Source organism: Anaerolineae bacterium, assembly GCA_035529315.1.
Lineage (GTDB): Bacteria > Desulfobacterota > Desulfobacteria > Desulfobacterales > ETH-SRB1 > Desulfaltia.
Genome location: DATKWZ010000020.1, coordinates 1 through 19971, shown reverse-complemented (window position 1 = coordinate 19971; position 19971 = coordinate 1). Strand labels below are relative to the sequence as shown.

Here is a 19971-nt window from a genome sequence, read left to right as displayed (position 1 = left end):
TTAAAAGGGGCATAATCCTTGAACCGGCAAAATATACCAAGGAGCATCCTGACGTTAAATCGAGCCTGGATGATTATTTCAAATTAAGCAGGGAAGCCATGAAATATGTGGAGAAACATTGTTGAAAGCAAAAGCTGAAAATATTGAAATTGACGGTATTGGACAGATTTTTTTTGAACGCAGTAAGCGGGCAAAGAATATCAACATTTCGTTAAAACCGTTCAAAGGTGTTAGAATTGCCGTTCCTTATGGCGTATCATTTGATAAAGCCAGGCAGGTTGCTCAATCCAAAAGAGGCTGGATACGAAAACACCTGGATAAAATAAAGCAGGTGGAAAAGGCGCATGACGTCTTTATAAAGAATTCTATTGAAATCGACAGGGCAGAAGCAAAAAAGAAGCTTGTTTACAGATTAAATGAATTGTCCGAGAAACACGATTTTAACTATAACAAAGTGTTCATAAGAAACCAAAAGACCAGATGGGGGAGCTGTTCAGCCAGGAATAATATAAGCCTCAACATGAAGCTGGTCAGATTGCCGGGCGAAATGATCGATTATGTCCTCTTGCATGAACTTGTTCATACCCGCATAAAAAATCACGCCAATGGATTTTGGGCAGAGTTGAACAGGCTTGATGGGGATGCTAAAGAGAAGAATAAAAAGATGAATGAATATAAAATGTTTTTACTTTGAAATGTTTCTCTATGCTCGGTATCACATCTTGGAGACTTGCGGTCCATAAATAAGTAAATAACTTGGAAGAAATCCCATCGGGGTAGGTCTCGATAAAGAGGTGGGCGGTCACCTGATGGTTGATTAGGTAAGTTACTCGCTGGGAGAGCCATGTTCGGAACCATTCTAATTTCAGCCTGCACATTTATGCATATCTATGTTTTTTGGCGGGCCGCCTCAGTACCATTTATAGACCGGCACGTATCCCGAAAGATCCTTATCCGGGCAGGAGTGATCCTGTGGGCCATTTTTTTCTTTGGACGCGTGATAGGGCACGCCAGAACCGGAGTTCTGGCCGGAATGCTTGAATTTATCGGAATGAACTGGATGGCCGTTTTATTCCTGACTTTTATTCCTCTTCTTTTAATAGATCTCTCCACCCTTTTCGGCTTTCTCATGCCCCGGTTATCTTCCTCGCTACGAGGATGGGCATTGTTAGTCGGTGTAGTGCTTTCGGTGATCGCGCTCATACAGGGCCTGCGGCCCCCGGTGATAGAAAAATATGAGGTGAGCCTTTCCGGCCTTCCCGATGCTATGGACGGAACAGTACTCGTCGTCCTGTCCGATATGCACCTTGGTTCGCAGCTCGGCGAGTGTTGGCTGGCGGCTCGGATCGCCCAGGTAAAGGCTCAGCAGCCCGACCTTGTGGTTTTACTCGGTGATATTTTCGAAGGGCATGGTCCACCTGAAGACCGGTTGATTACAACACTTAAGCAACTCTCCGCACCTTACGGTATCTGGGCCGTCCCCGGCAATCACGAATTCTACGGGGGAGGTAAAAAGAGCCTGTTTAAGGAGGCAAGTTTCAAGTTGCTAAGCAACGGGTGGACCGAAGTGAGGCCGGGTCTCGTCCTGGCAGGCGTGGATGATCTCACGGCCGGACGTCTGAACGGCCAAGGCGGCGATCCCATCTCGCAAGCGCTCGCAGGTCGCCCCCCGGGTGCTACCATCCTCCTTTCACATACGCCGTGGCAAGCCGAAAGGGTAGCCAAAGCTGGTGCGGGACTGATGCTCTGTGGTCACACCCACGGAGGACAGATATGGCCATTCGACTATCTGGTCCAAAGCCGGTATCCGCTATTGGAGGGACGTTACGAGGTGGATGGTATGACAGTTATCGTATGCAGAGGCACGGGCACATGGGGGCCGAGCATGAGACTCTGGCGTCCCAGCGAGATCCTCCGTGTGACACTGCGAGTGAACGGGGGAAATGGCTCCGGGTAAACCTTGGTCATATTTCGGCGGGCGTCTATGTTTTCCATGTCCGCTGAGCATGGTTATTGAATATTTGCAAAAACTTGTAACCTTTTTATCTGTTATGCGTTTTAAAACATATATGGAAGTGTACCTGGAGTTTTACAAGGAACACAAAGACAAGCTATTTGCATACCTGATGCGCTTGACAGGAGACTATTACCTGTCAAGTGACATTATGCAGGAGAGTTTTAAGCGCCACCTTGAGCATTATGGAAAACAGGCAGGAAACGTTTCGCTCCTTTATAAAATAGCGCGCAATGCGTTTTTTGACCATGCACGGAAACAGGGGCGCACCACCCAGCTTAAAAACAACAGGGAAGACTGCTCAAATGACCAGGAACAAGCCTTCATGGTACGAGAGGAATATCGCCGGGTACTTGGGGCCATGCAGGGGCTTGAAAAAGACGAAAGAGATATGTTGGCCCTCGCTGTCAGTAGCGACCTCTCCTATCGGGAAATTGCTTCAATTTCCGGCATAAGCGAGGCGAACGTCAAGGTAAAGGTGCACCGTGCTCGTCTTAAGCTCAAAAAGATCCTACAGGCAGGAGATGAATGATGGACCACATGATCAGCATGTTCATAGATGAGGAATTAGACATTGATGACAAGATTCGCTTCGTGGAAAGCGTGCATACAGATGAGGCCTTTAAGGACCAATCGATTGAGCTTTTGCACCAGGAAAAGCTTGTGTGCTCGGAAGTTGTACACCGTGTCCCGACAGTCGAGTTCAAGCCGAGTAAAAATGTCGTCTATTCCATATTACGCCCTGCGCTTATTCTTGCTCCGGCAATGGCGGCAGCCATGGTCATTTTCTTTGTATTTTTTTTAAAGTCGCCTGAAGTGAGCACTTCTATACCGTACAGGTTTGTCATTTACCAGCCGGATGTTAGCCGGGTGGAAATTACCGGAAGCTTCACGGATTGGAGAACAATTCCTATGAAAAACACCGGCTCCAGCGGGTATTGGGAAGTCACATTCAATATCGCAAAGGGGGAACACCGGTTTACCTATATTCTTGACGGCCATCAGAGGTTTGCCGACCCAACCATAATGATCCGAGAACAGGATGATTTTGGTGGTGAAAATTCAATCCTCTTGGTGGATGTATAACGGATAATCATGAAAAAATATGTTTTGCTGGTAATTACTGTCCTGCTTTTACCTATAGGTTGTGCAAGCCGCCACTACTACACGGTTGAAGAGAACACTGTACGCATCTGCCTCAAAAAAAATGATGCCCGGGTCGTATACTTTGTGTCCTCCCTCAATGGGTTCGAGCCTGTCATGGCAAAGGAAAATGGTGATGAGACATGGGATGTCACGGTTCCCAAAGATGTCGAGTTCAGTTACTTCTATATCGTGGACGGAGTTGTCTATGTTCCGTTGTGCGCCTTTAAGGAAAATGACGATTTGGGCTCGGAGAACTGCATATATGTTCCGAGCATGTAACCTTTTTATTTGTCATGCGTTATAGTAGTTAAAAGACGCTGACAGAACAAAGGAAAAAATGTGAAAAGAATATTTGCAATAACATTGGCTGCCTTTTTGTGTGTCCCTGCGGCATTCGCGGAAGAAGCGGATGAAGGTCTGCACAATATGCCCGCCGAGCAACAGCAACATAAGTCGACTATACAATCTCGTATCCACAGCAAAGAGGGCATAATGATGCTCCAAAACAGTCTTAGGAGCCGCTTCGGCGAGGAGTTTGCATTGAAAGCCCAACTGATGATAGGGAAGGCAAAGGAGGAAGGACTACCTGTTGAACCTATCATGGAAAAGGCATACGAGGGAATGGCCAAAGGTGTACAAGCAGAAAAAATCCTACAGGCGATGAATAAGGTGCGCAACCGCTACCAATACGCGGACGTACACGCCAAGGGGTTCACAGAAGATAAGAACGACAGAAACCATATACGGAATACCATAGCCCAGTGTCTTGCAGCGGGCCTGGCCGATAATGATGTGCGCAACATAGCATACAAGCTGCGTCTAAGGGCACAAAGGATGACAAATGCAGAAGCGGTTGAGCTTGCCGCAGAGGCCTTCGGGGCGGCAAGGGACATGGTGCGTCTTGGGGCTTCCACGATGGCAGCCACCAACGCCGTGGGCCAGGCCCTGGAGCATGGTTATATCGCAAAAGATATTAAGACGATGAGAGATTCGTTTATATCCCATGCCAGGGATGCCTCATCGGCCGACAGCCTTGCCATAAGCTACTCTTTTTCAATCATCTCCGGAGGGGGCCCTGAAATGTTTGGTTCCTCAGGTGGCCCCACGATAGGCGGCGCTGAAACATCGGCAGTAAAAGGGGGCTCAGTCGGCAACATTGGCCCAACCAGCGGCAGCGCCGGCACAAGCAGCAACGTTCTTGGCCCGACCGGTGGCGGAGTTATTGGTCCAACCGGTGGCAGCATTAACCCGACCGGCAGCATACTTGCCCCAGGTGGCGGAGGCGTTGATCCAATCGGCGGCGGCCCAGGTAGGCCTGGCGGCGGCGGGGGCCGACGTTAATGAGTTGCCGCGCATACGTTACAAAGCATACAAAACCATAGGTGGGAAATAGTTGTGATGACCAAAGACCAAGCTCTTAAACTCTCAGAAGAAATACAATCCCTGTGCCATCAGCATGGCTTATGGGTTACGGTAGAGCACGAGAACAAACCTGATTTAAGGACAATTCGTATAAAGGAAATCTCTATTAAGATACAATCAGAAAAGAAACACCTCGATTGATACCTAATTCCCACCCCTAATTGAGATTGACTCAATCAGGGTAACATATAGATAAGCAACCAACACGCGCACCACAGAAGGCCGGTTGGGAAGCAAAAGCAACACTTGCTTCTTGACCGGCCTTTTTTGTTTTCTTGTTCCATACAAAACTCAACCAAAAAGGGGGTGAGAAAAAGACCAAAGTGACAAAAGCGGCTTATAGATTTGGATAAACAAAATAACGTATAATTAAAGGAGATATTATTATGTTGAAGAAAGTTATGATTATTTGTCTTGCACTATCTTTTGTATTTGTTGGCGGCATTGGTATTGTGTTAGCATTTGACCACATTGGTCCGCCAGAAGTGCCACCGATGGGACCGCGAGGAGATCAAGATGGCGATTGCCAGAATTTCATCAGTCATGATTCCAGTATTATAATTGCTGGGTATGACGATGATAAGGGAAAAGGCGACCAGGACAAGCTAAGAGATGGCTCATGCCTGCCTTTCACCAGGCATGATTCCAGTATGATATTAGCACTCGATGACTGCGATGGTCCTTATGGCCCAAATGGTGGCGACGCTGGGGATGGACCGCACGGCCCTGGAGATTGCATCTGTGGATGTTAAAAAACTCTTGACAAAAAATAATAATAGTATAAAAGAATTAAGAAACTTAAAAGAGGCAGCTAAATAATGCATAAATTTTCAGGCAAATATTTTAGTTTTTATCGGTATTATTTTTATAATACCGGGTTGCCTGAGGTGCGTTGAGGATATTTAAAAAATTATTTAAACGCAAAAAGCCGTGGGCAGACCTTAAAACCCGCGGCTTTTTTTATTTTAAAAGGCCGTGGGGAATAAAATGCTTCATGGCCTTTTTTGCAAAAAAAAAAAGGGGGGTAGGTTATGACTATTTTAGGCAAACGTATTCGGCTGGAACGTATAATTAACCGTAATACAGGCAAAACAGTAATTGTTCCAATGGACCACGGCATTTCAGTCGGGCCTATTGACGGCTTGCAGGACATGAAGAGTATAATACAAAAAGTGGCTGAAGGCGGAGCAAATGCCACCGTTATACATAAAGGCCTTGTAAGCGAAGGCCATCGCGAAAAGGGCGAAGATATAGGTTTGATCTTGCATCTGTCTGGATCAACCAACCTTTCCCCCTATCCGAATGCCAAAACTCTGGTTTGTTCGGTTGAAGAGGCTGTAAAGCTTGGCGCGGATGCAGTATCCATACACGTAAATATCGGGGATGGCGGTGAAAAAGAAATGTTAAATGATTTTGGCAGGGTGAGTTATGAAGCTCGCACATGGGGTATGCCGCTTCTTGCCATGATCTATCCACGGGGCGAGAAAATCAAGGATGAATATGATGTTAAGGTAATAAAACATGCGGCGCGTCTTGGGTATGAAATGGGAGCGGACATTGTTAAGGTTTCATACACGGGCTCTGTAGAGACGTTTAAAGAGGTTGTTGCGGGCTGTTCGGTTCCTGTGGTAATTGCAGGCGGCGCCAAAATGGATTCAGACAGGGATATACTGGAAATGGTAAAGGGTTCAATTGATGCGGGCGGCGGCGGTGTTTCCATAGGCCGCAACGTATTTCAACACAAACATCCAGATCGAATGGTAAGGGCTATTTCAGGTATTGTTAATGACGGCATCAGCGTGGAAGAAGCTCTGAAAATTTTGGAATAAGGATATATGCAATGAAAAAAATCTGGGTAAAGGTGGACCCATGGAACAAGAAAATGGTAACAACCGCTCTTGAAGGCGGGGCGGACGGCATAATGGTTCCAAAGGGATATAGCAAAAAGGTCAAGGAGCTTGGCGTAATACAAACAATCTCAGAAGACGGCGACTTAAAGCTTGGTAATGATGTGGTCTTTTTTACAATAAAAAGCGGAAAGGACGAAGAAGAGATTGTTAAGCTCTCTCAGAATAAAAAGGTTATTCTTCAGTGCAGCGACTGGACGGTGATTCCTCTTGAAAATCTGATAGCACAGGGGGCTGATGTAATAGCGCAGGTTCATAATTTTAAAGAGGCACAGACAGCGCTTGGCATTCTGGAAAAAGGGGTAAACCACATACTGTTTCATGCCGACAACATAATCGAGCTGAAAAAAGCTCTTTCACTGATTAAAGCGGTTGAGGATAAAACAGTTCTTGAGGAGGCCGAGATCGTTGAAATAACTCCTGTTGGAATGGGGGACAGGGTATGTGTGGATACATGCACATCAATGACTTCAGGCCAGGGGATCCTGGTCGGCAACAGCAGCAGCGCCTTATTCCTTGTTCATGCTGAAACTGTTTCCAACCCTTATGTTGCTCCAAGGCCGTTCAGAATAAATGCCGGACCGGTTCATGCATACACAAGGGTTCCTGGCGGAAAAACCAGATACCTTTCAGAGCTTTCAGCAGGAGACCATGTACTAATCGTTGATTTTCAGGGAAACACATCTGTCGGTACTGTGGGGCGCTTAAAGATTGAAAAACGTCCTTTAATGCTGATCAAGGCGGTTGTCGGCGACTTGAAGATAACAACCATCCTTCAAAATGCGGAAACAATCCGGCTGACCGATCCAGAGGGCAAGCCGGTGTCGGTCGTAAACCTATTGCCTGGCGATAAGGTTCTGGTGGCTGTTGAGGAATGCGGCAGGCACTTTGGTCATAAGATAGATGAAAGTATAATGGAAAAGTGAGCTAGGTTCTATTATGGCGAATCCTGAAACAATAAAAACAGATTCTGATATTGATTCAATAAGGGCTTCCATAGATGAAATCGATACAGAACTTCTTGATTTAATTAACAAGAGGCTTTTACTTGCAAAGCAGATAGGGGTAATCAAAAAGCAGAAAGGTGAAAAGGTCTTAGATCCTGCTCGTGAAAGCAATATAATAAACAGGCTTTTAAGTTTAAACAAAGGCCCGTTGAGCAAGAAGGCGCTCCATCATATCTTTGCAGAGATAATCTCTTCATCCCGCGAAGTTCAAACAAGGGAAACCATAACATACCTTGGTCCGGAAGCTACATTTACGCACATTGCAGCTATGAACCATTTTGGACATACGGTTTCCTTTGTCCCGCAGACCAGCATCCGTGACATATTCGGCGAGGTGGAAAAAGGCGCGTGTACTTATGGGGTCGTTCCTGTTGAGAATTCAATTGAAGGCACTGTCAATTATACTCTGGATCTTTTTTTTGAATCTGATCTAAAGATTTGCGCAGAGATATACCATGCAATTTCTCATGATCTGTTATCAAAAACAGATAGCTTGAAAGATATTGCAAAGATCTATTCCCATCCTCATGCATTTGCCCAGTGCCGCAGATGGATCGAGAAACACCTTCCTGAGTCTGTGCTTGAGGAGTGCAGCAGCACGGCTCGCGCCGCCCAAAAAGCAGCGGAAAACCCAGGATCGGCCGCAATCGCCTCCAGTGAAGCGGCGCAGATGTATGGCCTGAATGTGGTTGCTTCCAGGATCGAGGATTTTTCAAGGAATGTAACAAGGTTTCTTGTGATCGGGCATGATGATATACACAGAACAGGGAATGACAAGACTTCGATTATGTTTGTCACGGCTCATATTCCGGGAGCGCTCCATAAAGTTTTAGGGCCAATTGCAGAATCCGGTATAAATATGGTAAAACTTGAATCCAGACCGACAAAATATGAAAACTGGAACTACTTTTTCTTTGTTGACATTGAAGGGCATATCGAGGATCCGAATGTAAAAGAGACTTTGGAGAGTATGAAAAGACTCTGTATGTATATTAAGCATCTTGGTTCATATCCAAGGGCAAAGATATAAAAAATAAAGATTACTAGTTTTTTAGGCTGAAGGCAATGGAATAATTTTGAATTCTGAATGTTGAATTTTAAATTAAAAACTCAAAATTATACTTAACACTTAAAAGGTTTTTTGCGAATGATTGATTCAAATACATCTTTATATGCAGTGCTTGGAGACCCTGTGTCTCACAGCTTAAGCCCTGTCATGCATAATAGCGCTTTTGTTCACACTGGCTTCAACGGAGTATATCTTGCGTTTAACGTAAAAGGCGGAGATCTGGCTTCCGCAATCAGTGGAATAAAGGCGCTTGGCATAAAGGGCGCCAGCGTCACAATACCTCATAAGGTAGAAGTGATAAAATTTGTTGATAATATAGATGAAAAAGCCGCAAAGATCGGCGCGGTTAATACCATTGTTAACAGAGACGGCAAACTTTTTGGTTATAATACAGATTGTCTTGGTGCTACAAATGCATTATTGGAAAAGACAGGCATTAAAGATAAGGATGTGGTTATTCTCGGTTCCGGCGGGGCTGCGCGTGCAATAGGCTTTGGAATAGTATCAGAAGGTGGAAGATTAACGATATTAGGTGTTTTAAAAGATGAAGGAGAAAACCTGGCAAATGAACTTGGGGTTAATTATTACCATCCTTCAGAGCTTGGGAATATTGATTGCCAGATCCTGATTAATGCGACTCCTGTCGGAATGACACCGGATACAAAGGCAATGCCGATACAAAGAGAAGACTTAAACAAAGATATGGTAGTCATGGATATTGTTTATAATCCAATAAAAACCCGCTTGTTAAAAGAGGCCGAGGATCTTGGCTGCATTACCGTGGACGGTGCTTCAATGTTTGTATATCAGGGGGCTGCTCAGTTTGAAATGTGGACCGGAGAAAAAGCGCCTGTCGATATAATGAGAACGACTGTGCTGGATGTTCTCGGAAAATGATTGAGATAAAATCGCAAAACATAAAAAAGAGCGTTGAAGTCGCGGTTCCCGGATCAAAGAGCTATACGCACAGGATTCTGATCGCAGCGGCTCTGTCTGATGGAATCTGCACTCTGCGGAACTGCCTGAAAAGCGACGACACCTTGCTTACCCTGAACGCTCTCAGACAACTTGGCGTTATGATAGAGGAATGTGAGAACAGAATAGAGGTGCATGGGACAAGTGGGGTGTTAAAGCCGTGCGGCGATCCTGTCTATCTTGGAAATTCCGGAACATCCATGCGCCTTTTAACCGGAGTAGCCGCGCTTGGAGACGGGATATACACGCTTACAGGTACAGAGCGCATGTTTGAAAGGCCGATTCGCGATCTTTTAGATGGTTTAAGCCAGATCGGAGTTTTTGCCCGCAGCGTTAACAAGAATGGATGCCCTCCGGTTGAGATAAGAGGAGGAAAACTAAAAGGCGGCGCTTTGTCGCTGAAATGCAAGATAAGCAGCCAGTATCTTTCTTCCCTTCTTTTAATAGCGCCGTATACAGAAGACGGTCTTGAAATAACCGTTACAGAGGGGCCTGTTTCCAGACCATATGTGGATATGACCGTTGATATAATGGCAAGGTTCGGGGTTAAGGTCGTGCGTGATGGATACAAGCGGTTTACTATACATGGCCGGCAGGCATACAGGGCAGGTTCGTATATGGTGGAGCCGGATTGCTCACAGGCAGGATATTTCTGGGCTGCTGCCGCCATAACCGGATCAAGGATCAAGGTTAAAGGGATTACAAAAATGTCACGGCAGGGTGATGTCCGTTTTACAGAAGTACTTGAAGCAATGGGGTGCAGGATATTTCATGAAAAGGACGGAATTGCCGTTTCCGGCGGGCCTGTTTCTGCGGTTGAGGTTGACATGGCTGACATGCCGGATATAGTTCCGACACTGGCTGTTGTCGCGGCTTTTGCCAAAGGTACGACAATTATAAAAAACGTGGCGCATTTAAAGGCAAAGGAGAGTGATCGCCTGGCCGCTGTGGTTAATGAGCTTTCAAAGATGGATATCAAGGCAAGCTGCACTGATACCGGTTTGGTCATCAATGGCGGCAAGCCTTGCGGCGCCGTGATTGATACATACGGAGATCATAGAATAGCCATGAGTTTTGCGCTTGCAGGGCTTAAAGTCCCCGGCATTGTCATCAAAGACGAAAGATGCGTTGAAAAGTCCTTTCCTGATTTCTGGAATGTTTTTGAAAGGTTATATGAATGATGAATATATATTTGACAGGATATAGATGCACAGGCAAAACTTCTGTAGGGAAATCTCTTGCTCAGGCCCTTGAATGGTCATTTATTGATGCTGATCTGGAACTGGTTGCCAGGTATGGTATGACGATTGCTGAAATTGTATCAAAAGAGGGATGGGGTTCGTTTCGCGAAAAGGAAAAGGCTGTCTTAAGGAGGCTGAGCCTTCTTGATAAACATGTGGTGGCAACAGGAGGCGGCGTAATACTCGATATTGAGAATGTAGAGCAGATGAAAAAGAGCGGAACGATTATCTGGTTGAAAGCAACGCCCGAAACCATTAAAGAAAGGATTCTGCAGGATCAAAACACAGAAGATCTGCGTCCCTCTTTAACATCAAAGGGCCTGGTTGAAGAGATCGAAGAGACTCTTCTGGCCCGGAAGCCGCTTTATGAAAGCGCAATGGATTTTTCTATTGATACGGATAATCGCGGTATAGATGATATATGCAGCACGATCATGGGGAAGTTGGGAGAGTAAACATGCCTGGAAACAGTTTTGGAAAATTATTAAAAATAACGACATGGGGCGAGTCGCATGGAAAAGGTGTCGGGGTTGTCATTGACGGATGCCCTCCGAAGATACGGCTTGATGAGGAGATCATCCAGAACATGCTTGATCGCAGACGACCAGGCGGGTCGCCTGCCAGCACTGCCAGAAAGGAGCCGGACAGAGCTGTTATCATGTCAGGCCTGTTTGAAGGCATGACCACCGGTACTCCTATAATGATTATGATTTACAATAAAGACGCGGATTCAAAAGCTTATGAGAAGTATGTAGAGCTTTTTCGGCCAGGTCATGGGGATATAACATACGTGGCCAAGTACGGAATACGTGACTGGCGCGGAGGAGGCAGGGCGTCTGCGCGGGAAACAGTGGCAAGGGTGGCTGCCGGAGCTGTTGCAAAGGCTATTCTTGACAGGGGGAAAATCAAGGTTGTTGCTTATACTATTGAGCTTGGCAAAGTAAAGGCTAAAAAGCGGGATATGGGCGTGATTGACCGAAACATGTTTTGCTGTCCTGATATGGATGCTGCTGAAAAGATGGAAAAACGGGTTATAAGCGTAAAAAAAGAGGGTGATTCAATAGGAGGAATTGTGGAAATCCTGGCAAAAGGGGTTTCACCTGGCTTGGGAGAACCGGTATTTGATAAGCTTGATGCAGAACTGGCAAAGGCCCTGATGAGCATCGGGGCGGTCAAGGGGGTGGAAATCGGTTCCGGTTTTAAAGCCGCGGCCATGAAGGGTTCTGAAAATAATGATCCCATAACCCCCAGAGGCTTTTCCACAAACAATGCCGGCGGTATTCTGGCAGGCATATCCAATGGAGATGATATTGTAATACGTGTTGCCGTTAAACCGATACCTTCTATAAAGATTGAGCAGGATACAATCGACCGGTCAGGAAATGCGAGAACCATTTCAACAACAGGGAGGCATGATGTTTCAGCAATACCGCGTATTAATGTCGTATGCGAAGCAATGGTATCACTTGTGCTTGCTGATCATCTGCTAAGACAAAGGGCTATCCAATGAGCAATATTACTATAGGCATAATCGGCGGGACCGGTAATATGGGTCGTTGGTTCAAGGATTTTTTTTCAAGGGCAGGGCATAGTGTTTTGATTTCAGGAAGAAAAACGCCGCTTTCACCCCTGGAATTAGCAAAAAAGAGTGACGTTGTTGTCCTGAGTGTGCCCATTAATGTTGCCATACGCCTTTCAGAGGAGATCGGGCCGATTTTAAGCCATGATCAGGTTTTGATGGATTTATGCTCTCTCAAAGAGACTGTTTTGAAAAGCATGCTGCGTTTTACGCGGGCTCAGGTTATTGGAATACATCCTTTGTTCGGCCCTTTTACAGATTCGATAAAAGGGCAGAATATTATTGTATGCCCCGGCAGGGGAATCAAATGGCTAAAATGGCTTGAAGATGAACTGCGGGAAGGGGGGGGCGTGGTTACCCGTATGGATCCGGTTACACACGACAGGAATATGGCTGTTGTCCAGGGGCTTACCCATCTTTTAACCGTTTGCATGGGTAGAACTCTTCAAAAAATGAACATGCCTCCTGATGAGGTAATATTGTATTCAACCCCTGTTTTCAGGCTGAAAATCAATCTGATAGGCCGTCTTTTTTCGCAGGATCCTGCTCTTTATGCAAGCCTGATCGGCGAAAACAGACATGTTGAAGATGTGCTGGCAACCTTTATGTCTGTCATGGATGAAGCAAAGGAATCCCTTCTGTCCGGCCGGAAGAGTGAGGCAATAGCTTATCTAAATGATATCCGCAGCTTTCTTGGCGGTTTTTGTCAGGATGGCCTTGATGAGAGTAATAAAACCTTAAATACTCTCTACAGTAAATAGTGTTAGGTGTTAAGTGTTAGGTGTTAAGAAATTGATAAAACCAATAAGTACTTTAACCTAATCCTTAATCCCCTTTCTCACATAACCCTCGAAATCCTTTTCTAAAAGAAAACAAGATATTATTTCACCCACCTTGTCTGCGGTGTCGATACGATAAATCCCCTTTTTGTCACGGCCTGCCTTTTCTTTTGCCTTTTCAACAATCATTTCAAGGGATGCGGTCGTCATTTCTATATTAACGCGAACGGTAATAGTATCCTTTGATTCAGCCATTTTATTAACCTCGTATTAATTTAGCTTTTTGAAACAAATCAAGTTCAAACGAGCTTCAGGTATGATTAAATTTTATACTGAAAACTGTTTGAGTGGATTAGGGATCGTTATGAAAGAACCATAAGCGATTTAATTTAAAGATGAAACATTTTCTTAAAACAAAAACTTTATTAATAGCTCTGGCAGGTTCTTTCATTACGAGCCGTTATCCACGAGTTTTTTCAGCATAAAATTTAATTATATTTGAAGCGGCAATATTTTTAACGTGCTGTTTGAGTTTATGTTTTTACTAACACCTTTTCAATAGCGGCTTTTATTCCACTTATCTGATCAACAGAGTCTATCTTTTGCCCCTCAAAATCCCTGACATAAAAGATATCAACTACCTGATCGACCTTGGTTGCGATTTTTGCAACCCGGATATCAAGCCCGCACCTGTAAAGAGTATTTGTAATCTTAAATAGAAGTCCTGGGAAATCATAGGTAAACACCTCAATAATGGTAAAAAAACTGGAACTTTTATTATCCACATTGATTCGATGCGGTCTTGCCAGATTATGCGGTTTTGAGGCTCTACAGGAAGATATTTTTTTATCAAGAGCTTCCTCGAGATTCAACTTCCCTGACAGGGCTGATTCAAGGTTTTTCTTTGCTTTTATCCACTTTTCATCTTCAAAAATCTGATCAAGCGGAGGCTTTACCTTAAAAATATCAAGAGCGATATTGTTTTTCCATGTGTATGCCTGAGTGTCTAAAATATCGAGGCTGTTTAAGGTGAAAATTCCCGCGATCTTGGAAAAAAGTCCGGGACGGTCTTTAGCACAGATTGTGACAGTCCTGGTATTTGAATCATGAGCTTTGATTACATTCCAGACAAAATCGGCTTTTCCCAGACTTTTGTAAAGCCTGATATGTTCCAGCATATCCTGCGCCGGTGTATACAAAAGGTATCTTGGCGACATCACATTAAACAGCGCCTCCAGATCCTGGCAAGGCAGCAGCAGTTTAGATGTTAAAACAAAAAGCTCATTTTTTTTCTTTTTAATAAGTTCGATTGCCTCTTCTGTTGCCAGTTCACCTTTTTCCAGGATGCGATGGACTTCAAGAAAAAGATTTTTTAAAAGCGCCGAAGTCCAGCTCGACCATGCCTTTGGCCCGGTTGAGATAGAGTCGGCAACTGTCAGAAGGTAGAGCATTTTGAGATGTTTTAAATCCTTAATATTTCTGGCGCAGTTAATTGCGGTTTGCTCATCATTAATATCTCTTCTGGTTGCGGTTTTGATCAGAAAGAGATGGTTTTCCACTAAAAATACAACTGTTTCAATATCCTCGGGCTTTAAATGTTTTGCGGTTAGTATAGACCGGACGATTAGAGCGCCTCTATGCGAATGACCGGCGCCAGGTTCCCTTTTTCCGACATCATGAAGAAGAGCTGCCCACAGCATTAACTTTTTTCCGGTTATCTGTTTATACAGCTTGCCGTATAATGGGTCATTGGAGGTGTCCTTTGATGTGCCGAAATTTTTTATTGTCTGAACCGTGCGCAGCATGTGTTTATCTACAGGATACAGATGATACTCATCATACTGAAAACGATTAACTATCCCTTTGATTTCAGGTATAAACCGCACAAGAAAACCGGTGCTCAACATTTCATTTAGAACATTAAGTGTTGGAGCATAAGTTACTAAAATCCTTTGAAATGATTTTACGGCAGAAACTGAAGATCTGAAGTCGTCATTAATCAGATATGCAAAATCCTTTACAAGTCGTTTAGCCTCTGCGCCAAGCGGTATATTCAGGCGCGCGCTTTCCTCAAATATCTTTATCATCAAACCGGGAAAGCTCAGAATATCCTCCGGAGTTCTAAAGTTTAATCTGTTCCTGATAATACTCAGCCCATTTACTTTAACCTGTTTTGTTGATTTTGTTGTAAGCCTTGATCTTTTTGTATGGCTCTGTTCATAAAGAAACATCAAAAGCTGTTCTTTTAACAGTTCCATCCGGCAGTGGAGTTCACCTAAAAATCTTTCTACCGGCTCCTGTCCATTTTCCTTTTTAAAATTAAGGTCTTTGGCCAGTTTTATCTGGTATTCAAAATACAGGTGATCGCATTTTCTGCCGGCCAGGTGTTGCAAACGGTTTCTAACATGCCATATAAATGAAAGTGCCTTTATTAAACCGTTATATTCCTCATGGGACAGGTAACCATAATACTCAAGATCTCTGGGCTGCTTAATATCTGATTTGATTTTGGCGATCCACAGCATTGTATGATAATCTCTCAGCCCTCCGCACCCCTCCTTTAGGTTTGGTTCAAGAAGATATGTAGAGTCTCCGAAGCGTTGGTGACGCTTTCTGTTGTTTTCGATAAGCGCGCTGATTATTTTTTTGGATTGTTTTAACAGTATTTTTTTACGGACCAGTTCCATAAGCTCGGAATACAAAGAAGAGATTCCGCATATAAAACGGGCATCCAGAAGAGAGGTCAGCACCTCAATATCTTTTTTTGCCAGGCTTGCACATTCCTTCAGCGATCTGGCAGCATAACCGATATCAAGGCCGATATCCCATAGAGGGTAGAGAACCTCTCTGATAAGATTATCAGCTTTGTCCGGGATCTCTTTGTTAAAAAGGAAAATAAGGTCTATGTCTGAATGGATGCATTGTTCCTGCCTGCCATAACCGCCAACAGCGATAATTGCGCAAGGATTTTTAATGGCCCCTGTTTTTGGGCTGATTAAGCTTGTTTCATAACCTTCACAAAAATATTCATCTAAAATTCTGCTATGCTGCTTAAGAAAAGAGGGTTCTTTACCCTTTAAAAAGCTTGAAATTAAACTTTCCCGTTTTTGTTGAAGGTTTTTTGAAGCAAGTTTGAATTTTTTCATCAAGTATTAAATAATTCAATTTTATTTTTGATGTCAAACAATTAAACAAACACCTGAACAAAAACTCATACCCCTTCATCAAAATAACCTTGATTTCTTATATGAAATAAATAATTATTACTATTTTTAGGAGTTTATCAAGCATGGAAAAAATTACACCAGAAACTCAGGATAAATATATCAAGGCTTTAATGGATATAAGCAGAGCAATAACTTCAGACCTCTACATTGAAGATATTCTAAAGCTTATTGTTATGGTTACAGCCGGAGTTACCGGTCTTGAAATTTGTTCATTATGGCTGATAGATGAAAGTGAAAAACCAAAGAAAATACGCCTTAAGGCCACGCAGTCAATTGATCCGGATTATGTAAAGGACAGGTCTTTAAATTTGAATGAAGGTATAGTGGGTTATGTGGTAACTCATAAACGGCCATTTATTGTGATGGATGTTTTAAAAGAACCCATGTTTAAAGAAAAAGATATGGCTAAAAAGCTCGGACTCGTGTCTATGCTGAGTGTTCCGCTTCAGATAAAGGATGAAAAAGTGGTAGGTGTTTTTAACTGTTTTACAGCACATCCTCATAAGTTTTCTGAAACAGAAGTAAACATGATTACAACGGTTGCTAATCAGGCAGCACTGGCGATACTAAATACTCAGTTAATGGTAGAAACCAAGGTTATCCAGGAAGAGCTGGAGACGCGCAAGATGGTTGAGAGGGCCAAGGAAGCACTTATGCGTCGCCGAAATAAAACCGGAGAAGAGGCATATTCCTGGATTAGAAAACGGAGTATGGATACACGCAAATCCATGCGGTGTGTAGCCGAAGCAATTCTGCTTTCAGAGGAACTCGAATAGATATGGATATTGATTCGCAAGAAATAACTTGACATATTTGCTGCGATCAACATAAAAAGTTTATATTTATAGTTTTCTGCACAATGGCGTGCAGAGATTTTTTTGAGTGTGGAAGACAAAGGCGTCTTTTCCCTGTAAAGGGTGGACGCCTTTTTTATTTTTATAACTAATTAGCAAGGAGGGTAAGTTATGTCGTTTAGCAAGCCAAATCGAAGTGACGCTACTAAAACTACAACAAGGATTAGTCCGGCTCCTGGTTCCGGGATATGTGTCACATGTCTTGATGGATGTAAGGGAACGTGTGAGATAGGGAGATCTGCTTTAAAAGGAAGGGAGATGCTTTATCCGCAGCCCTTTGGCAAGATTACGTCGGGTTCGGAAAAGGATTATCCTATCGATTTTTCCCATTTTAATATTCAGGGGACCTGTGTCGGGGCTGTTGGTGTAGCTGCAGATTCTGACATTGCAACATTTCCTGCTGTTGATTGTACTACAGCCGTTGGAAGGGACGGCAGTATTAAACTTGATTTCCCTGTATTTACGGGAGCTGTTGGATCAACCGAGATTGCCAGAATCAATTGGCAAGAGGTTGCTATCGGCGCCGCAATATCCGGCATTATTGTTGTGGCCGGAGAGAATATATGCGGTATGGATCCTCAGGCCGAGTTTAAAAACGGTAAAATCAGCAAGTCTCCTGAGATGGAGCGTAGGATAGAAGCCTTTAGAAAATGGTATGACGGCAAGGGTGGGATAATCATTCAAGCTAATGTTGAAGATACAAAGCTTGGTGTGCCGGAATATGTTATCGAAAAACTCGGGATAGAGATATTCGAACTCAAATGGGGCCAGGGAGCCAAAGATATTGGTGGAGAAGTAAAACTTCCAAGCCTTGAAAGGGCATTGGAGCTGAAAAAACGCGGCTATATTGTTCTGCCTGATCCGACTAATCCAGCGGTACAGGATGCCTTTAAAAGCGGCGGCATCACTGAATTTGAAAGACATTCAAGGCTTGGAATGGTTGATGAAGGATCTTTTTATAAAGCTGTAGAGTCCCTTCGCGGTGTTGGTGCAAAATATGTGACATTAAAAACCGGCGCTTACCGTCCGGCCGATCTTGCAAGAGCCATTAAATATTCTTCAGAAGCCAAGATAGATATGTTGACCATTGATGGCGCTGGAGGCGGTACAGGCATGAGCCCTTGGAGAATGATGAATGAATGGGGTATTCCTACGGTTGAGCTTGAATGTCTGGCCTACCAGATGTGTGAACGTCTCAAGGCAAAGGGCGCCTATGTTCCGCCGATTGCAATTGCAGGAGGCCTTTCTCTGGAAGATCATATATTTAAGGCTATTGCCCTTGGAGCGCCTTATGTTAAGGCTATCTGTCTGGGCAGGGCCATGTTGACTGCAGCTATGGTCGGTAAGAATCAGGGTAAAATGATAGCAAAAAAAATGGAAAAGGAAGGAAAAGATGTTGAATCAGGATATCTTGAGTTATTTGCAGTTGGAGCGCAATTAAAAGAACGGTTTGGCAGTGATTTTAATAAACTGCCGGCCGGCGCCATAGGATTGTATTCTTATGTGGATCGCCTGCGTCAGGGCCTGCAGCAGTTTATGGCCGGCGCAAGAAAATTTGCTCTTCAATATATGGATAGAAACGATCTGGTTGCGTTGACAAGAGAATCGTCTGAGATATCAGGCATTCCTTATGTTATGGAATCAGATCAAGAAGAAATTGACAACATACTGGGATAATCCAGCTTGTTTATTCCCGCTAAAGAGGTGTAAGTCGTGCATACAACAACAGCTTACACCTCTTATTTTACGTCAGCTTTGCAAATCAGCATCATTTGTCATTTTGACTCTCTTTTTGCATACTCTCTTTCCCCGGAAATTTATATATCGAAGTAAAGAAAGAATTCATGCGGATGCGGACGAAGTTTAACGGCGTTTACCTCGTTTTTGGTCTTATATTCAATCCACATATCAATAACATCCTGAGTAAACACATCACCTTTGAGCAGGAAGGCGTGGTCTTTTTTTAAGGCGTCAAGAGCCTCTTCGAGAGAGCCTGGAGCAGACGGTATATCGGCAAGCTCTTCCGGCGGAAGACCATATATATCTTTGTCCAGCGGCTCACCAGGGTCTATCCTGTTTTCGATGCCGTCTAATACAGCCATCAGAATTGCTGAAAAGGCAAGGTACCCGTTACAGGATGGGTCAGGGGTTCGAAATTCAATCCGTTTTGCCTTTGGCGATGCGGAATACATCGGTATGCGGATTGCGGCACTCCGGTTACGGCTTGAATATGCCAGATTTACAGGAGCTTCAAAGCCCGGTACAAGACGCTTGTAAGAATTGGTGGTCGGATTGGTAATAGCACACAGCGCACCGCAGTGTTTTAATATTCCTCCGATTCCGTAAAGAGCCTCCTGAGAAACCCCGGCATACTTATCACCCGCAAATAAAGGCTCTCCATTTTTCCATATGCTGATATGTGTGTGCATTCCGGAGCCGTTATCCTCGAAAAGAGGTTTCGGCATAAATGTAACTGTGCGGTTATCACGAGTTGCTAAGTTTTTAAGCACATACTTAAACCACATGAGCTGATCACCCATTTGTAGAAGCGGTTTAAATCGCATATCAATTTCCGACTGCCCCGCTGTTGCGACTTCGTGATGCTGGCACTCAACATCTATACCAAGTTTTTCAAGGGTGAGAAGCATTCGGGTGCGCAGGTCCTGAAATTTGTCTGTCGGAGGAACAGGAAAGTACCCTTGCTTATGCCTTGGTTTATAGCCAAGATTCGGGCATTCTTCTCTGCCGCTG

General features: G+C 44.1%; 20 protein-coding genes. 17 read left to right on the top strand and 3 right to left on the bottom strand.

Annotated elements, in window-relative coordinates; all coding sequences use genetic code 11:
• Window positions 1–121 precede the first annotated feature (121 nt).
• From VMW78_04180 to VMW78_04110, 15 genes are all read left to right on the top strand, one after another.
• Entirely contained in the window at window positions 122–694 is a 573-nt protein-coding gene (locus VMW78_04180; protein HUV50202.1) for a YgjP-like metallopeptidase domain-containing protein, read from the top strand.
• 150 nt (window positions 695–844) lie between these two features.
• Window positions 845–1957 (top strand): metallophosphoesterase, encoded by a 1113-nt coding sequence (locus tag VMW78_04175; protein HUV50201.1) that lies wholly within the window; start codon window positions 845–847, stop codon window positions 1955–1957.
• Window positions 1944–2546, top strand: a complete 603-nt coding sequence (locus tag VMW78_04170) for an RNA polymerase sigma factor (GenBank protein ID HUV50200.1) — start codon at window positions 1944–1946, stop codon at window positions 2544–2546. The genes VMW78_04175 and VMW78_04170 overlap by 14 nt, the downstream gene beginning before the upstream one ends.
• Window positions 2543–3100 carry a glycogen-binding domain-containing protein gene (locus tag VMW78_04165; protein ID HUV50199.1) on the top strand — a complete coding sequence of 186 codons (558 nt, stop codon included), beginning with the start codon at window positions 2543–2545 and terminating at the stop codon, window positions 3098–3100. The genes VMW78_04170 and VMW78_04165 overlap by 4 nt, the downstream gene beginning before the upstream one ends.
• A gap of 9 nt (window positions 3101–3109) precedes the next feature.
• On the top strand, window positions 3110–3439 hold the full coding sequence (locus VMW78_04160) for a hypothetical protein (GenBank protein HUV50198.1): 330 nt from the start codon (window positions 3110–3112) through the stop codon (window positions 3437–3439).
• A gap of 60 nt (window positions 3440–3499) precedes the next feature.
• Window positions 3500–4501, top strand: a complete 1002-nt coding sequence (locus VMW78_04155) for a hypothetical protein (GenBank protein ID HUV50197.1) — start codon at window positions 3500–3502, stop codon at window positions 4499–4501.
• Window positions 4502–4968: 467 nt separating this feature from the next.
• Window positions 4969–5334: a hypothetical protein gene (locus VMW78_04150; GenBank protein ID HUV50196.1), complete on the top strand. Its 366-nt coding sequence runs from the start codon at window positions 4969–4971 to the stop codon at window positions 5332–5334.
• 279 nt (window positions 5335–5613) lie between these two features.
• Window positions 5614–6411: a 2-amino-3,7-dideoxy-D-threo-hept-6-ulosonate synthase gene (locus VMW78_04145; protein HUV50195.1), complete on the top strand. Its 798-nt coding sequence runs from the start codon at window positions 5614–5616 to the stop codon at window positions 6409–6411.
• Window positions 6412–6422: 11 nt separating this feature from the next.
• On the top strand, window positions 6423–7415 hold the full coding sequence (locus VMW78_04140) for a 3-dehydroquinate synthase II (protein ID HUV50194.1): 993 nt from the start codon (window positions 6423–6425) through the stop codon (window positions 7413–7415).
• Between the two features lie 13 nt (window positions 7416–7428).
• The gene (gene pheA, locus VMW78_04135) at window positions 7429–8526 is read left to right on the top strand and encodes a prephenate dehydratase (protein ID HUV50193.1); all 1098 of its coding nucleotides are present in this window, start codon (window positions 7429–7431) and stop codon (window positions 8524–8526) included.
• A gap of 117 nt (window positions 8527–8643) precedes the next feature.
• Window positions 8644–9462 carry a shikimate dehydrogenase gene (locus VMW78_04130; GenBank protein HUV50192.1) on the top strand — a complete coding sequence of 273 codons (819 nt, stop codon included), beginning with the start codon at window positions 8644–8646 and terminating at the stop codon, window positions 9460–9462.
• On the top strand, window positions 9459–10721 hold the full coding sequence (gene aroA / locus VMW78_04125; GenBank protein ID HUV50191.1) for a 3-phosphoshikimate 1-carboxyvinyltransferase: 1263 nt from the start codon (window positions 9459–9461) through the stop codon (window positions 10719–10721). Before VMW78_04130 ends, aroA begins: the two co-directional genes overlap by 4 nt.
• A complete protein-coding gene (locus VMW78_04120) occupies window positions 10718–11236 on the top strand; it encodes a shikimate kinase (protein HUV50190.1) in 519 nt (172 codons plus the stop codon). The genes aroA and VMW78_04120 overlap by 4 nt, the downstream gene beginning before the upstream one ends.
• 2 nt (window positions 11237–11238) lie before the next feature.
• Window positions 11239–12291 carry a chorismate synthase gene (gene aroC / locus VMW78_04115; protein HUV50189.1) on the top strand — a complete coding sequence of 351 codons (1053 nt, stop codon included), beginning with the start codon at window positions 11239–11241 and terminating at the stop codon, window positions 12289–12291.
• Window positions 12288–13121, top strand: a complete 834-nt coding sequence (locus VMW78_04110; protein HUV50188.1) for a prephenate dehydrogenase/arogenate dehydrogenase family protein — start codon at window positions 12288–12290, stop codon at window positions 13119–13121. The genes aroC and VMW78_04110 overlap by 4 nt, the downstream gene beginning before the upstream one ends.
• A 57-nt stretch (window positions 13122–13178) precedes the next feature.
• Here VMW78_04110 and VMW78_04105 read toward each other — a convergent pair whose 3' ends face one another.
• Both VMW78_04105 and glnD read right to left on the bottom strand, forming a co-directional pair.
• Entirely contained in the window at window positions 13179–13394 is a 216-nt protein-coding gene (locus tag VMW78_04105; protein ID HUV50187.1) for a hypothetical protein, read from the bottom strand.
• Between the two features lie 278 nt (window positions 13395–13672).
• Window positions 13673–16285 carry a [protein-PII] uridylyltransferase gene (glnD, locus tag VMW78_04100; GenBank protein ID HUV50186.1) on the bottom strand — a complete coding sequence of 871 codons (2613 nt, stop codon included), beginning with the start codon at window positions 16283–16285 and terminating at the stop codon, window positions 13673–13675.
• A gap of 143 nt (window positions 16286–16428) precedes the next feature.
• Here glnD and VMW78_04095 point away from each other — a divergent pair, with 143 nt between their 5' ends.
• Together VMW78_04095 and VMW78_04090 are read left to right on the top strand one after the other, a co-directional pair.
• A complete protein-coding gene (locus tag VMW78_04095) occupies window positions 16429–17142 on the top strand; it encodes a GAF domain-containing protein (GenBank protein HUV50185.1) in 714 nt (237 codons plus the stop codon).
• A 189-nt stretch (window positions 17143–17331) separates the two neighbouring features.
• Entirely contained in the window at window positions 17332–18897 is a 1566-nt protein-coding gene (locus VMW78_04090; protein ID HUV50184.1) for an FMN-binding glutamate synthase family protein, read from the top strand.
• A 140-nt stretch (window positions 18898–19037) separates the two neighbouring features.
• Here the strand turns inward: VMW78_04090 and glnA are convergent.
• Window positions 19038–19971 (bottom strand): type I glutamate--ammonia ligase (gene glnA, locus VMW78_04085; protein ID HUV50183.1); only part of this gene is annotated, 934 nt, incomplete at its 5' end.

Excerpts from the sequence above, each read along its gene's own strand:
- VMW78_04175 (HUV50201.1), top strand. The coding sequence starts at position 845 with ATGTTCGGAACCATTCTAATTTCAGCCTGCACATTTATGCATATCTAT.
- VMW78_04170 (HUV50200.1), top strand. The coding sequence starts at position 1,944 with ATGGCTCCGGGTAAACCTTGGTCATATTTCGGCGGGCGTCTATGTTTT.
- VMW78_04165 (HUV50199.1), top strand. The coding sequence starts at position 2,543 with ATGATGGACCACATGATCAGCATGTTCATAGATGAGGAATTAGACATT.
- VMW78_04160 (HUV50198.1), top strand. The coding sequence starts at position 3,110 with ATGAAAAAATATGTTTTGCTGGTAATTACTGTCCTGCTTTTACCTATA.
- VMW78_04150 (HUV50196.1), top strand. The coding sequence starts at position 4,969 with ATGTTGAAGAAAGTTATGATTATTTGTCTTGCACTATCTTTTGTATTT.
- VMW78_04145 (HUV50195.1), top strand. The coding sequence starts at position 5,614 with ATGACTATTTTAGGCAAACGTATTCGGCTGGAACGTATAATTAACCGT.
- VMW78_04140 (HUV50194.1), top strand. The coding sequence starts at position 6,423 with ATGAAAAAAATCTGGGTAAAGGTGGACCCATGGAACAAGAAAATGGTA.
- pheA (HUV50193.1), top strand. The coding sequence starts at position 7,429 with ATGGCGAATCCTGAAACAATAAAAACAGATTCTGATATTGATTCAATA.
- VMW78_04130 (HUV50192.1), top strand. The coding sequence starts at position 8,644 with ATGATTGATTCAAATACATCTTTATATGCAGTGCTTGGAGACCCTGTG.
- aroA (HUV50191.1), top strand. The coding sequence starts at position 9,459 with ATGATTGAGATAAAATCGCAAAACATAAAAAAGAGCGTTGAAGTCGCG.
- VMW78_04120 (HUV50190.1), top strand. The coding sequence starts at position 10,718 with ATGATGAATATATATTTGACAGGATATAGATGCACAGGCAAAACTTCT.
- aroC (HUV50189.1), top strand. The coding sequence starts at position 11,239 with ATGCCTGGAAACAGTTTTGGAAAATTATTAAAAATAACGACATGGGGC.
- VMW78_04110 (HUV50188.1), top strand. The coding sequence starts at position 12,288 with ATGAGCAATATTACTATAGGCATAATCGGCGGGACCGGTAATATGGGT.
- VMW78_04105 (HUV50187.1), bottom strand. The coding sequence starts at position 13,394 with ATGGCTGAATCAAAGGATACTATTACCGTTCGCGTTAATATAGAAATG.
- glnD (HUV50186.1), bottom strand. The coding sequence starts at position 16,285 with ATGAAAAAATTCAAACTTGCTTCAAAAAACCTTCAACAAAAACGGGAA.
- VMW78_04095 (HUV50185.1), top strand. The coding sequence starts at position 16,429 with ATGGAAAAAATTACACCAGAAACTCAGGATAAATATATCAAGGCTTTA.
- VMW78_04090 (HUV50184.1), top strand. The coding sequence starts at position 17,332 with ATGTCGTTTAGCAAGCCAAATCGAAGTGACGCTACTAAAACTACAACA.